Origin of the sequence: Streptomyces sp. NPDC098789 (genome assembly GCF_044759975.1) — a bacterium.
Lineage (GTDB): Bacteria > Actinomycetota > Actinomycetes > Streptomycetales > Streptomycetaceae > Streptomyces.
On record NZ_JBIWAJ010000004.1, the window covers coordinates 94,182 to 107,599 of the forward strand.

General features: G+C 74.9%; 14 protein-coding genes. 6 read left to right on the forward strand and 8 right to left on the reverse strand.

What is annotated here, in order from left to right:
* Positions 1–12: 12 nt before the first annotated feature.
* Positions 13–1,032, reverse strand: coding sequence for an aldo/keto reductase family oxidoreductase (locus tag ACIQWR_RS10515; protein ID WP_404006576.1), 1,020 nt, complete (start codon positions 1,030–1,032; stop codon positions 13–15).
* A gap of 43 nt (positions 1,033–1,075) precedes the next feature.
* Positions 1,076–2,566: a hypothetical protein gene (locus ACIQWR_RS10520; protein WP_404006578.1), complete on the reverse strand. Its 1,491-nt coding sequence runs from the start codon at positions 2,564–2,566 to the stop codon at positions 1,076–1,078.
* A gap of 209 nt (positions 2,567–2,775) precedes the next feature.
* Here ACIQWR_RS10520 and ACIQWR_RS10525 point away from each other — a divergent pair, with 209 nt between their 5' ends.
* Positions 2,776–3,525 carry a GntR family transcriptional regulator gene (locus ACIQWR_RS10525; RefSeq protein ID WP_404006580.1) on the forward strand — a complete coding sequence of 250 codons (750 nt, stop codon included), beginning with the start codon at positions 2,776–2,778 and terminating at the stop codon, positions 3,523–3,525.
* A 26-nt stretch (positions 3,526–3,551) separates the two neighbouring features.
* Here ACIQWR_RS10525 and ACIQWR_RS10530 read toward each other — a convergent pair whose 3' ends face one another.
* The 3 genes from ACIQWR_RS10530 to ACIQWR_RS10540 form a co-directional block, all read right to left on the reverse strand.
* Complete coding sequence (locus tag ACIQWR_RS10530) at positions 3,552–3,857, reverse strand: cupin domain-containing protein (protein WP_404007469.1); 306 nt, start codon at positions 3,855–3,857, stop codon at positions 3,552–3,554.
* A gap of 150 nt (positions 3,858–4,007) precedes the next feature.
* A complete protein-coding gene (aroA, locus tag ACIQWR_RS10535) occupies positions 4,008–5,273 on the reverse strand; it encodes a 3-phosphoshikimate 1-carboxyvinyltransferase (RefSeq protein ID WP_404006582.1) in 1,266 nt (421 codons plus the stop codon).
* Between the two features lie 166 nt (positions 5,274–5,439).
* Positions 5,440–6,075, reverse strand: coding sequence for an alpha-ketoglutarate-dependent dioxygenase AlkB (locus ACIQWR_RS10540; protein ID WP_404006584.1), 636 nt, complete (start codon positions 6,073–6,075; stop codon positions 5,440–5,442).
* Positions 6,076–6,203: 128 nt separating this feature from the next.
* On the opposite strand from ACIQWR_RS10540, the gene ACIQWR_RS10545 reads away from it, so the two are divergent.
* On the forward strand, positions 6,204–6,824 hold the full coding sequence (locus tag ACIQWR_RS10545) for an L-threonylcarbamoyladenylate synthase (protein ID WP_404006586.1): 621 nt from the start codon (positions 6,204–6,206) through the stop codon (positions 6,822–6,824).
* 70 nt (positions 6,825–6,894) lie between these two features.
* Here the strand turns inward: ACIQWR_RS10545 and ACIQWR_RS10550 are convergent, their stop codons facing one another.
* Both ACIQWR_RS10550 and ACIQWR_RS10555 read right to left on the reverse strand, forming a co-directional pair.
* Positions 6,895–7,503, reverse strand: coding sequence for a TetR family transcriptional regulator (locus ACIQWR_RS10550; protein ID WP_404006587.1), 609 nt, complete (start codon positions 7,501–7,503; stop codon positions 6,895–6,897).
* Positions 7,500–9,026 (reverse strand): MFS transporter, encoded by a 1,527-nt coding sequence (locus ACIQWR_RS10555; protein ID WP_404006589.1) that lies wholly within the window; start codon positions 9,024–9,026, stop codon positions 7,500–7,502. Before ACIQWR_RS10555 ends, ACIQWR_RS10550 begins: the two co-directional genes overlap by 4 nt.
* 235 nt (positions 9,027–9,261) lie before the next feature.
* Between ACIQWR_RS10555 and ACIQWR_RS10560 the strand changes: the two genes are divergently transcribed.
* The 4 genes from ACIQWR_RS10560 (at position 9,262) to ACIQWR_RS10575 (ending at position 12,295) form a co-directional block, all read left to right on the forward strand.
* Positions 9,262–9,702 carry a ribonuclease domain-containing protein gene (locus ACIQWR_RS10560; RefSeq protein WP_404006590.1) on the forward strand — a complete coding sequence of 147 codons (441 nt, stop codon included), beginning with the start codon at positions 9,262–9,264 and terminating at the stop codon, positions 9,700–9,702.
* Positions 9,703–9,779: 77 nt separating this feature from the next.
* Complete coding sequence (locus tag ACIQWR_RS10565) at positions 9,780–11,036, forward strand: sensor histidine kinase (RefSeq protein ID WP_404006592.1); 1,257 nt, start codon at positions 9,780–9,782, stop codon at positions 11,034–11,036.
* Positions 11,037–11,083: 47 nt separating this feature from the next.
* Positions 11,084–11,791, forward strand: a complete 708-nt coding sequence (locus ACIQWR_RS10570; protein WP_404006594.1) for a response regulator — start codon at positions 11,084–11,086, stop codon at positions 11,789–11,791.
* Between the two features lie 189 nt (positions 11,792–11,980).
* Positions 11,981–12,295 (forward strand): SHOCT domain-containing protein, encoded by a 315-nt coding sequence (locus ACIQWR_RS10575; protein ID WP_399257915.1) that lies wholly within the window; start codon positions 11,981–11,983, stop codon positions 12,293–12,295.
* A gap of 118 nt (positions 12,296–12,413) precedes the next feature.
* Here the strand turns inward: ACIQWR_RS10575 and ACIQWR_RS10580 are convergent, their stop codons facing one another.
* Entirely contained in the window at positions 12,414–13,367 is a 954-nt protein-coding gene (locus ACIQWR_RS10580; RefSeq protein WP_404006596.1) for a tellurite resistance/C4-dicarboxylate transporter family protein, read from the reverse strand.
* Between the last annotated feature and the right edge of the window lie 51 nt (positions 13,368–13,418).

Here is a 13,418-nt window from a genome sequence, read left to right on the forward strand (position 1 = left end):
GGGTCCGCCGCTCTATGGCAGCGGGACGCCCCGGGCGGTGAGCCACAGGTCGTACCACTCGTCGTGGGAGAGGTCCGGCTCCCGTCGCGCGGCGTCGCGGCAGGCACGGATCCGCTCCGGGCGACCCGTGCCCACGACCGGGGCGATCCGGGCCGGGTGGCGTTGCAGCCACCAGAGCACGACGGTCTCCGGCGTGGTGCCCTTCGCCTCGGCGAGCGAGCGGACGAGGCGCGCCGTCGCGTGCTGCTCCGCGGTCTCCTGCCGCCCGGTGAAGCGGCCCTGGGCCAGCGCGCCCCATGCCTGGAGGCGGACGTCGTGGGCCCGGCAGTATTCGAGCGTCCCGGTGGGGAAGCCGTTCGCCGCGGCCTCGGCGGTGTTGACGAGGACGCCGTCCTCCACCCAGTCGCGCCGGTCCAGACTCATCTCCAGCTGGTTGACGACGAGGGGGAAGTCGAGGTGGGCCTGGAGGGCGGCGATCTGAGCGGCGCTCATGTTCGACACGCCGAAGCCGCGGACGAGCCCCTGCCGTCGGAGCGAGGTGAGCGCCCCGGCGACGTCCTCGGCGTCGGCCAGGGGATCGGGGCGGTGCAGGAGCAGCACGTCGATGACGTCGGTGCGCAGGCGGCCGAGGCTCTCCTCGACGCGTTGGAGGATGGCCGTGGCGCGCAGGTCGTAGCGGCCGGGGCGGTCCCCGTCGGCGAGGCGGATGCCGCACTTGGTCTGGAGGGTGACGCGTTCGCGCAGGCCCGGCGTGCGGCTCAGCACCTCGCCGAAGACGGCCTCCGCCTTCCCCTGCCGGTAGATGTCGGCGTGGTCGAAGACGCTGATCCCGCTCTCCAGCGCCGCCTCGATCACCGCCTCGGCCTCGTCGACGTCCGCTGGCCCGTAGGGGTCCGCGCCCCAACTGCCGCCCAGCGCCATGCACCCGTAGACGACCCGGGCGGTGTCCACGCCGTCGGGAGCGCCGACCTGTCGCGGCTCCCCGTCCGGTGCGGCTCCTGCGGCTCCTGCGACCCCTGTGTTCTCCGGCATGCCGCCCACCCTACGTCCGCCCGCCCCCGCGTCGGCCCGTGCGTCAGCCGCCCTGCCCCGCGGGTGCGCCCCGGCCGTCGGGGGCGCCGTCCGCGAGGGTCCGCTCGATCGCGTCGACTCCGTGGATCAGGTCGCGGTTGAGCGCGTCGTCGGCGGCGAAGTCGCGGGTCATGTCGACGTAGTAGCCCTCGGGCAGGGTCGATTCGGCCAGCGAGAGGTCGGCTTCGAGGTGCCGCAACCGGCCGATCGACAGCCGGACCGGCAGCTCGGCCAGCACCAACGCCCGGTAGAGGGCGCCGTCGTCGGGCGCGCCGGACGGGGACAGGGTGCGCAGCGCCCCGGCGAGGGCGCCGGCGCGGAACTCCGCCAGGGCGACGGCCAGCTCGATGCCCGCGTACGAGACCTCGATCGAGCCGGGCTCGTCGTGCGACAGCCACGACGCGAGGGTGCCCGCCCGGCGCGGGGCCGCGGCGCCGGGTCCGGACACGGCGTCGAAGACGGCGCCGGCCCTGGTGACGTCCCGGGTCAGCGCGTCGGCGAAGGCCCGGGCGTCGACGGCGGGGAAGTCGACCCCGGAGTCCCGGTACCACGACGCCTCGGCGTCCTTGCGGAACCGGTCGGCGTGGAAGGCGAAGAGCGCACCGAGGCGTACGGCGGCCAGCTCGGCCACGGGCAGGTGTCCGCGCACGGCGGCCCGGTGGGCCCGGTCGCGCCCGGCCAGTTCCGCCAGTTCCGCGGCGTAGGCGCGCAGCGGCTCCTCGGGGCCGCTGCCGGGGCCCGAGGCGGCGGGGGCGGGTGGCACGGGGGCGGCCCAGGGCGGGACCGGGAGCCGCGGATCGAGCCCCCAGGCCCCGGGGAAGGCCCGGGCGTAATCGGCGCCGTACGGGCCCGCCCCACCGCGGCGTCCGAGTTCGGCCAGCCCCGCGTCCAGGTCGAGCACGCCGTCGAGCACGTCGGCCAGCTCGTCCAGCGCGGCGGTGAGCCGGGCGGTCAGCGCGTCCTCGGTCGGTTCCCCCAGCAGCCGTGCCACGGACCGCAGCGTCCGGTGGACCTTGCCCGTCGGCAGGAGCAGCTCGTAGCCGATCCCGCCCGGTGCGCATCCGACCGCCGTCAGCGCGATCACCCGGCGGCGGCGCGGTTCGAGACCGGCCAACCGGTCGGTGAGGGCCTTCCACCCGCCGCGGGTCGCCGCTTCCCGCGCTCCGGGAGCCAGCGGCCCACCGGTCGGGGGCGCGGACCCGGCCACCCCGGCCGGGTCCGCGGCCGCCGATCGCTCCAGCCCCGCGAGGGCGACCCGGTGGGTCCACGCCCGGGACTCCCCCGCACGGTCACGGCCCGGGGCGTGGCCGCCCGGCGGCTCCGGTGCGGCGGCGTCGACGGCCGTCCAGTCCCTGGCCGCGGCCATCGCGTCCTGGGCGAGCCGCGCGGCGGCGCCCGGGTCGGCGCCGCGCACCAGCAGGAACGCGACGAGGCGTGCGGTGTGCGTGCGGTAGAAGCCGGCGAACTCCGCCGCCGTGCCGTGGGCCGTGTCCACCACTGTCCTGCCCCCTCGTGCGCCGGAACCGGGGCCGCGAGCGTGCCCGGGTCGAGACCGGCACCACGCTATCCCCGGGCCTGCGGCCCGGGTTCCGATCCGGCCAAACCCGTTCGGTTGCCGAACACCTACTCACCGAAAGGTATAGACCACTGCTACGTTGGTTCAGCAGACCGCGCAGTCCTTGACCACCCGTCCGAGGAGAAGCCATGCCCTCCCCTTCGCGGGGTGACGGCCCCGCCGTCATGCCCAAGTACCAGCGGATCGCGGCAGCGCTGCGGCAGGAACTGGAGCGCACCGCCCGCACCCCCGGCGCCAAGCTGCCCTCCGAGCGCGTCCTGGCCGCCCGCTACCAGGTGAACCGCCAGACCGTCCGGGCCGCCCTGCAACACCTGCGCGAGGACGGCCTGATCGTGACCGGCCGCCGCGGCACCCGGTCGGTGTCGGCCGTCCAACCGCCCGCCCGTCCCGCGCGGCAGACGGCTCCCGCCGCCCCCAGCCAGAACTGGCTGACGCACGTCACGGTGGCGCCCTCGCTCGCCGCCCTGCTCTCCATGAGCGGGGGCGAACGCACCCTGGTGCACCACCACCGCACCCTCGGCCCCTCGGGCGAGACCCTGCACCACGCCGTGACGTACCTCTGTCCGGCCGTCGTCGCCGGGACCCCGGAGCTGGCGGGCTACCGCCACCGGGCGGCCACCGCGCCCCGCGACGAGGACCTGCGGCCGCTGCACCGGTGGTTGGAGCACGTCGCGACGACCGCCCGGACCGCCGAGACGATCACGATGACCCGCACCACGCACCCGTCGGCCACCACCTCGGCCAGCGGCCTGTCCGTGCGCCGCACCCTGCACGACGCCGCGGGACGGCTGTTGACGGTCACCGACCTCGCGTACCCCACGTGGGACCGCCTGATCTTCCACCGCGACCTCCCGACCCCGGGCTTCCTCATCAGCTGAGGCCCGCGCGCCGGCCGCGCGGAGCGTCACGCCGCCCGGGTCTCGACGATCACGAGGGTGCCCCGGCTGCCGGGCCGGACCGCGTGGGGCGTGCCGGCCGGGACCACGTAGACCTCGCCGGGCCCCACCGTCACCGGGCGGCCGTCGACTTCGAGCGCGAGGTGCCCGTCGAGGACGAGCAGGGCTTCGGCCTCTTCGTGACGCTCCACCTCGACGGGCAGCTCGTCCATCCGCAGGACCTTCACGCAGGCGGTGCCCACCTCCCCGACGACGCGTGAACTCCACGCGTCGGGGAGGTCCGTCGCGGTGTCGATCAGGTTGATCAGCTCGATCGGGCTCACGGCACACTTCTCCTACCGGCCCGGTGGGGTCACCGGCCGTTTTCGTCACGGTCGTTGGATGTCTGCGACGTTATCCGGGGCGGGCCGGCCGCCGGTCGACCGTAAGGCAAAGGATCCGGGCGCTCCCCCTGCGGCGACGACCTACGCCCGCCCCGGCGCGTCGGCCCAGCCTTCGCGGAGCGCCGCGAAGGCGGTGTGGAACTCCGGGAACGTCTTGCGCACGCAACCGGGGTCGTCGAAGGTGATGCCGGGCGTGCGCAGCGAGGTCACGGCGAAGGACATCACCATCCGGTGGTCGCCGTGGGTGGTGATCCGCGCGGGCCGGGGAGCGCCCGGGGTGATCTCGATCCAGTCCCGCCCGGTGGCGACGTCGATGCCCAGGCTCCGCAGGTTCTGCGCGCACGCCTCCAACCGGTCGCACTCCTTGACCCGGGTGTTGTAGACGTCCTCGATGCGCACCGGTCCCGAGGCGAAGGGCGCGATGGCCGCCAGCGTGGGCATCGTGTCGGAGATGTCCCGCATGTTGACGCTCAGGCCGCGCAGTTCACCGGTACCGGCCACGGTCGTCCGGTCGCCCGAGATCCGCACGGTGGCGCCCATGCGCTCCAGGACCTCGACGAAGCGCAGGTCTCCCTGGAGGGCGTCGCGGCCGAGGCCGGGCACGGTGACCTCCCGGCCCGTGAGGGCGGCCGCCGCGAAGAAGTAGCTGGCGGTCGAGGCGTCCGGCTCGACGGGGTAGGCGGCGGCCCGGTACCCGCCGGGCGGCACGGTGTAGATCCTGCCCCCGGCGGTGTCCTCGCGCCCGACCTCCACCCCGAACGCCCGCATCATGGTCGTGGTGATGTCGACGTACGGCTCCGAGACCAGCCGGGTGACGCGGATCCGCAGGCCCGCCTCCGTCAGCGGGCCGAGCATCAGCAGGGCGGTGAGGTACTGCGACGACTCCCCGGCGTCCAGGGTGAGTTCGCCGCCCTTGACCCCCTGCGCGGTGACGGTCAGCGGGTGGTGCCCCTCAACGTCACCGTGCCGTGCGTCGACGCCCAGTTCGCGCAGCGCCCGGGTCAGCGGGGCCACGGGCCGGCGGCGCATCTGGGCGGAGGCGTCGAACCTGTACTCGCCCCGGGCGGCGGCGGCCACCAGCGTGGGCAGGAACCGGGCGGTGGTGGCGCCGTCGCGGCAGTACACGTCCGCCTCGGCCACCGCCGGTCCGTCGGGGCGCCCCTCGATGGTCCAGGCCCCCGGCTGCCGTTCGACGCGGTAACCCAGGGCCGTCAGGCCCTCCGCGAAGCCCTCGGTGTCGTCCGAGTGCAGCGGGCGCAGCAGGGTGGTGGTCCCTTCGGCGGCGGCGGCGAGGAACAGCGCCCTCGCGGTGATGGACTTGGAGCCGGGGACGTCGACGTATCTCACGGGAGCCTCTCGGGTGCGGGTGCGGGAACCGGTGCGGTGCGGTGTGGTGCTCGTGGTGATGATCCTGCCCGGCCCGGCGCCCCGACGAAGGAGGCTTCCACCGGTTGGACGGCCCCGCGGACCGCCCCGGTCGTCCGGTCGGGCCCACCGGCACGGCGGTGCGCCCTCACCGCACCCCGCGGGTGCGGAACTGGATGCTGATCCGGGGGCCGACGGCGCGGGCGGTCTTCGGGATCGCGTGCTCCATCGTCCGCTGGCAGGAACCGCCCATGACCACGAGGTCACCGTGGCCCAGGGGCAACCGCAGCAGGGTCGGACCGCCGTCGCGCGGGCGGACGGCGAGGTCCCGCGGGTCGCCGACGGAGACGATCGCGACCATGGTGTCCTGGGTCGCGGAACGTCCCGTGCGGTCCCCGTGCCAGGCGACGCTGTCGCGCCCGTCCCGGTAGAGGCAGAGGCCCGCGGTGACGAAGGGTTCGCCGAGCTCGGTGGCGTAGTGCCGACCCAGCGCCTCCCGGGCCGCCACGAGGACCGGGTCGGGCAGCGGGTCGTCGGCCCGGTAGAAGGCGAGCAGCCGGGGCACCTCCACCTCACGGTCGTACATCTGCCGCCGCTCGGCCTTCCAGGGCACGTCGGCGGCGAGCCGCTCGAACAGGGCGTCCGCCCCGGTCAGCCAGCCGGGCAGGTGGTCGACCCAGGCACCGGCCCCGAGCACGGTGCGCCGCAGGCCGGCGAGCGGGCCGAGCGCCGTTTCGTCGCTCTGGTCGAAGAGGGAACCCTGGAGTCCGTGGAGGCCGCGCATGCATCGAGCGTACCGCGTCGCCCGAACACCTGCTCGATTTCCCGCGTCCCGAACGCGGGGGTGTCCGAACGCACGGCCACCGTCGCCCAGCGGGGTGCGGGGCGCTGCTGATCACGTACGCTCGGCGGATGGCGAAGTATTTCGATGTACACCCCGAAAACCCCCAGCAACGCACGATCAGCAGCGTCGCCGACGGCATCCGCGCGGGCCAGCTCGTCGCGTACCCCACGGACTCCTGCTACGCGCTGGGCGTCCAGCTGGGCAACCAGGCCGGCGTCAGCCGGATCCGTTCCATCCGCCAGCTCGACGACCGCCACCACTTCACCCTGGTGTGCCAGAACTTCGCGCAACTGGGCCAGTTCGTCTACGTCGACAACGACGTCTTCCGCGCGATCAAGGCGGCCACTCCCGGTAGCTACACCTTCATCCTCCCCGCGACGAAGGAGGTGCCGCGCCAGCTCCAGCACCCCAAGAAGAAGACGGTCGGCGTGCGCATCCCCGACCACGTCGTCACCCAGGCGCTGCTCGCCGAACTCGGCGAACCGCTGCTGTCGAGCACGCTCCTCCTGCCGGACGAGCCCGATCCGATGACCCAGGGTTGGGAGATCAAGGACCGTCTCGACCACGTCGTCGACATCGTCCTCGACTCGGGCGAATGCGGGACGCAGCCGACCACGGTCATCGACTTCTCCAGCGGCGAGGCCGAGATCGTGCGCCGCGGAGCGGGCGACCCCAGCCGCTTCGAGTGAGCGGGAGGGCGGCGGGCCCGGGCGGCGCGGCGGGCCCGACCGTCAGGCCCAGCCGTCGGGAACCGGCCCGTCAGCCCGCCCCGCCGTCGATCAGCCGCTGGAGCCCGGGCGCGTACACCTCCGCGAGCCGCTCCGGCGGCGTACGGGAGCCCGCGCCGTCGGGTCGGTGCAGGCTCAGGGTGGCGCCCAGCCCCAGCAACTGACCGGCGATCAGCTCGGCGCGCAGCTCCCGGTCCCGGCCGGCGAGGGAGGCGGCCAGCCGACCGGTCACCTGCTCGCGGAAGCGCTCGCGCAGCAGGGTGCGCTCGTCGTCGTTGCCGAGGGAGAAGACCACCCGCAGCAGCGGGTCGCCGCGCAGCTCGTCGCGCAGCCGGACCATGGTCAGGACGAGGTGGCGACCGAGCCCGTCCGGGGCCGCCGCGAAGAGGGCGTCGGCGGCGGGGCGGAAATCGGCGACCGTGTTGAACAGGCGCTCCTTGCTGCCGAACCGCTTGACGATCAGCGACGGACTGACCCCCGCGTCGGCGGCGATGCCGCGCAGGGTGACCTCGGCGTACGGGCGCAGCGTGAAGGCGCGGCGGGCGGCCCGCACGATGGCGTCACGACCGGTCCCCGCCCCGACGCCCTCGCCCTCGTCCCCCGTGACGGGCGCCGCGGCGGGGTCCTCGATCGCGCTCATGTCATGGTCTCCCGGGCGGCGGGCGCAGCAGTCGTCACCGCGACGTTACCCGCCGGGCCGCCGGGGCGCGCCGAGGGGAGGAAGAGGGTCGCCACCAGGGCGGCGAGCGCCGCGCCGGCCGCGATGAGGAAGATCAGCAGGTAGGCGTGCAGGGTGGGGGCGCTGCGCCCGCCGACGGTGAAGGTGACGTGCGCCAGTACCGCCGCCACCACCGCGCTGCAGCACGCCTGCCCGACCGAACGCATCAGGGTGTTCAGCCCGTTCGCGGCGCCGGTCTCGGTCACCGGGACGGCCCGCATGACCAGCGCGGGGAGCGCGGAGTACGCGATCGCGGTGCCGGAGGCGACCACCGTGGCGCCGGCCACGATCAGCCCGAGGCTGTGGCTGGTGAAGAAGCGGACGACGTATCCGAGCGCCATCACGGCGGCGGCCAGGGCGAGGGCCGTCCGGGGGCCGTACGTGGCGGAGATCCGCGCCGAGACGGGGGACAGGGCCACCATGGCCAGGCCGCCGGGCAGCAGGCACAGTCCGCTGACCACGATGGAGGCGCCCAGGCCGTAGCCCGTGCTCGTGGGTTCCTGCACCAGCTGGGCGGTGACCAGGGAGTTCGCGTAGAAGGCGAAGCCGATGAGCAGCCCGGCCACATTGGTCAGCAGCACCGCCGGCCGGGCCGAGACCCGCAGGTCCACCATCGGGGAAGCGGTGCCCAGTTCATAGCGCGCCCACAGGAGCCCGACCAGCAGCGAGCCGCCGAGCAGCCCGAGCGTGCGCGCCGAGCCCCAACCCCACTGCGCGCCCTGGGTGATCGCGAGCAGCGTCCCCACCAGGGTGGCGGCGAGCCCGAGGGTGCCGATGACGTCGAAGCGACCCGGTGTGCGCAGGGGGGACTCCGGCACGAAGCACAGGACGAGGACCACGTCGAGCACGCCCAGCGCGGCGGAGGCCCAGAACATGGTGTGCCAGTCGAAGTTCTCGACGACGACGGCCGCCACGGGGAGCCCTATCGCGGCGCCGATGCCGAGGGTCGAGCTCATGAGGGCGATGGACGGCAGGACCCGCTCGGGCGGGAGTTCGTCGCGGATGATGCTGATGCCGAGCGGGATGACGGCGAGCGCGGCCCCCTGGAGGGCGCGGCCCGCGATCAGGACGCCGATGGCGGAGGTGAGCGCGCACAGCACGGATCCGGCGGTGAGCACGCCGAGCGAGGCGAGGAGCACGCGCCGCTTCCCGTACATGTCACCGGCCCGACCCAGTACGGGCGTGAAGACCGCCCCGGTCAGGAGGGTGATCGTGACGAGCCAGCCGGCCGCGCCGGGAGTGGCTCCGGTGAGGTCGGGGACGTGCGGGAGGAGCGGCACCACCAGGGTCTGCATGACCGCGACGACCGCGCCGCAGAAGGCGAGCACGGGGACGGTCAGGCGCGACACGGGTCGGGGGTCCGATGCGGACTCGGGGCCGGACTCGGGGCCGGACTCGGGGTCGGGTTCGAGGTCGGGTTCGGGTTCGGGTCGCACGGCGGGCATGGGGCTCCAGACACTGGTCCCCGAAAGGGGGTGCACAAGCGTTCACCCTCACGGTAAACGCTTGTGCACCCCCGTGTCTCCCCCACGGCGGGCAGCCGAGCGGACCCGCCGGGTGTCCACCCGCTGAAACTCCGGGGACGCTTGCGCCCCGACCGTCGCCCCACCGGTGAACAGGCGAGGAAATCAAGGGAGTTGATGTTGACGACGGTATCCGCGCGAGCGCCACGATGGGCACATGAGAATCCCCCCGCGCCTGGCCGCCCTCGGTGGCGTCGCCGCCGTCTCCCTCGCCCTGTTCGTCGCGCCGACCGCCTCGGCCGTCTCCACCGCGTCGCCCGCGTCCGTCGGGTCCGCCGCGCCCCGCTCCGTCTCCGCCGCCTCCGTCACGGCGGTCGGCACCGTCTGCTACTCGGCCCTGCCGTCCCAGGCCCACGACACCCTCGACCTCATCGACGCGGGCGGTCCCTTCCCGTACTCCCAGGACGGTGTCGTCTTCCAGAACCGGGAGCGACTGCTGCCGAGCCACACCACCGGGTACTACCACGAGTACACGGTCGTCACCCCGGGCTCGCCGACCCGCGGCGCCCGCCGGATCATCACCGGGCAGCAGACGAACGAGGACTACTACACCACGGACCACTACGCGAGCTTCCGCCTCGTCAAGTTCACCTGCTGACGTACTCCGCGGGGAGTACGCCCGCCCGCACCGCCCGGCGGACGACGCGGGGCCCCGAGGCCCTCTAGCGTGGCCGCATGGAGGAACGGCGGGAGCGCGGGGCGCGGCGGGAGCACGGGGCGCGGCGGGAGCACGGGGCACGACGGACCAGCACCAGGACCCGGATGCGGCTCGGTCCGCCCTGGCGGACCGCCCTGCTGGTCGCCGTGGTCGCGCAGGTGGGCACGGGCTGGGTGGAGCACCTGCAACCGGACCGGGAACCGCTCGGTTGGCCCGGCCGGATCCTGTTGCTCCTCGGTCCGCTCCTGCTCGCCCTGCGCCGCCGGTACCCGGCGGCCGTGGTGGGCGGGGTCTGCGCGGTCACGCTCGGCTACCTGGCGGGCGGGTACCCCTACGGCCCGGTCTTCTTCAGCGTGGCCGTCGCCTGCCTGTCCGCCGTGGTCGCCGGGCGCCGGTACGCCGCCTGGACCTCCGTCGGCCTGCTCTGGGCGGGGCACCTGGCGATCGCGCACTGGCTCTACCGGTGGCTGCCGCCCGCCGGGGACGGGCCCGCGTCCTGGACGGCCGAGGGCCCGGTCGTCGCCTGGGTGCTCGCCCTGCTCGCCGCGTCCGAGGTGGTGCGCGTGCGACGGGAGCAGCGGGCCCGCGAACGGGCCGAACGGGCGGTCGCCGAGCGGCGCCGGGCGGACGAGGAGCGGCTGCGGATCGCCCGCGAACTGCACGACGTACTGGCCCACAGCATCTCCGTGATCAACGTGCAGGCCGGGATGGGGCTGGCGCTGTTGGATTCCGATCCCGAGCAGGCCCGTACCGCGCTGCGCACCATCAAGGCCGCCAGCAAGGAGGCCCTGGGCGAGGTCCGCCAGGTACTGGACACGTTGCGCGCCCCGGGCGCGGCACCCCGTACGCCCGCTCCCGGACTCGACCGGCTCCCCGAGCTCTTCGCCCAGGCCGCGGCCGCCGGGCTCACGGTCTCCCTGGAGGGCGCCGCGGACGGTCGCGGCCTGTCACCGGGCACGGACCTGGCCGCGTTCCGGATCGTCCAGGAGGCGCTGACCAACGTGGTGCGGCATTCCGGTTCCCGCGCGGCGCGGGTCCGCGTCACCCGCCCGCCCGGCGCACTGGAGCTCCGGATCGACGACGACGGACCGGCCACGGGCGGTGACCCGGGCGGCAGCGGCAACGGGCTGACCGGCATGCGCGAACGGGCCGCGGACCGGGGCGGCTCCATCGAGGCCGGACCGCGACCGGACGGCGGCTTCCGGGTCGTGGCCCGGCTGCCTCGGGACACCCGCGCGGACGCGGGAGCGGACGTGCACGGGGAGCGGGCGTGAGCGGGGACGTCCCGGAAGGCCGGGGCCCGGCCCGTAGCCTGGGGCCCATGAACGGGACGACCGCGGACCACCGGCCGCCACCGGTGCGGGTGCTGCTCGCCGACGACCAACAGCTCGTCCGGGCCGGCTTCCGGGCGCTGCTCGACGCGCAGCCGGACATCGAGGTGGTCGGCGAGGCGTCCGACGGGGCCGAGGCCGTCGCCCTGGCGGGCGCCCTGCGTCCCGACATCGCCCTGATGGACATCCGGATGCCGGTGCTCGACGGACTGGCCGCCACCCGTGCGATCACCGGGGACCCCGCGCTGGCCGCCGTCAAGGTGGTCATGCTGACCACCTTCGAACTGGACGAGTACGTCTTCGAGGCGATCCGCGGCGGGGCCTGCGGGTTCCTGGTCAAGGACACCGAGCCGGAGGAACTGCTGCGCGCCGTACGGTCGGTGGTGGCGGGCGACGCCCTGCTCTCCCCCGGCGTGACGCGCCGCCTGATCGCGGAGTTCGCGGCCCGCTCGAAGGCTCCGCAGGACCCGGCCGTGGCCGGGGAACTGCACCGGCTGACCCAGCGGGAGCGCGAGGTCGTGGCCCTGGTGGGCATGGGGCTCTCCAACGAGGAGATCGCCCGCCGCCTGGTGGTCAGTCCCCTGACGGCCAAGACGCACGTCAGCCGGGCGATGGTGAAGGTGGGCGCCCGCGACCGGGCGCAACTGGTCGTACTGGCCTACGAGTCGGGGCTGGTCCGACCCGGCTGGCTCGGCTGACCCCGGCCGGCTCGGGCGACCCGGTCACGGCACCGACCGGGCCGCTGGCGTCCGGCGGGCGTCGGTCCGCCCGCCCGGGTACTCCCGCGGGGGTACGTGCGGTGCCGCCGGGGGTACGACGACCGGGGCGCCCTCCCGGGGCGAGGCTCGGGGTGACGGATCAACCCCTTTCCGAGGAGCGCAGTCGTGATGAACACCCTGGCGTACGACGGGCCCGGCCCGTGGATCCTGTTCTTCCCGCTGGTCTGGGCGGCCGTGATCTTCACCGTGGTCACGGTGCTGCGCCGCACCGTCTGGCGCGGCCGGCGCGGTGGCCGCGCCCCGTGGGCGGCTGCCGGTCGCGTCCCCTACGGCGAGAACTCCCCCATCGTGATCATCGGCCGGCGGTTCGCCACCGGCGAGATCGACGAGGACGAGTACTGGCGTCGGCTGTCGGTGCTGGACGAGCAGTTCGGCCGGGCCGGTGTCGAAGGCCCCGGGCGCGGCCGGGACATGTCCGTCTGACCGGTCGGGCCGCCCGGCCCGGCTCGACCCGCACGGATCGGGCCGCCCGGCCCGACCGGTGGTCCGGTGCACCGACGAGGTGCGCCGGACCGCCCGCGAGGGGGCCGGGCGGTGCGGATCAGCGGTCGCGCCCGGCCCCGACCCCTGGGTGGGTCCTGACCAGGGCCGTGAAGGTCAGCAGCCAGGCGGCCAGCGCGATCCAGAGCAGGATCTCGCCGAGGGGACGCAGCCACCCCACGCCGGTCGGACCCGCCGCCGAGAGGCAGGACGCGGCGGTCATGCCGAGCGGGAACACGGTGGCCCAGCGCCGGATGTCGTAGCGGGGGCGCGGCCGGGCCGCTTCGGCGACCAGCAGGACGACGTACCAGCCGAGCGAGAGGGCGAGCGTCACCAGAGTGGCGGTACGCAGGGCGGCGTGCGCCCCGCCTCCCCATACGGGTGACGCCGTGAGTTTGGAACCGGCGAGGGCGCAGATGGCGAGCGCGCCGCCCGCCACCCACTGGTCGCCCGCCCCGTGCAGCACCTCGCGGAAGTCGAACCGCACCAGGGCTTCGACGTAGAGCAGCAGCCCGAGGCAGAACGCGACGAGCGCCACCCACGCGAGCCAGTCCTGACCGCTGTCGTCGGCGACCACGGCCGCCAGGACGGCCACTCCCTGGGTGGCGACGCAGACGAGGAACGCCACCCCCGTCTCGCCGCGGCGCCGGTGCCGCAGGACCGCGAGCATCAGTCCGGGCCAGAGCAGCACGGCCAGCGCCAACAGGACGACGGCGGCCGGCCGCCAGCCCAGCATGGACAGCCGGGCGCCGAGCACCGTGGTGGCGGCGACGGCGGTGAGCGCCGCCGGGGTGTCGGCCTCGGACCGGAAGCGGCCGCGATCGGCGAGCAGCCGGACCGTGAAGTCGGCGGCGAGTACGCACCACAGGGCTCCGGCGACGGCCAGTGCGACGAGCGACGCCGCGCCGTGGCCGGTCAGGTGCAGGCCGATCGAGATGATGCCGGCGGCCATGACGGCGGCGCCCGCCGCCGGGGGCAGGTCGGCCCACCAGCGGGCACCGGGGGTGCGGTTCACCCTTCCAGCGGACACCGCGGCCGTGCGGCGCGCGAGCGTAGGGGGCCATTG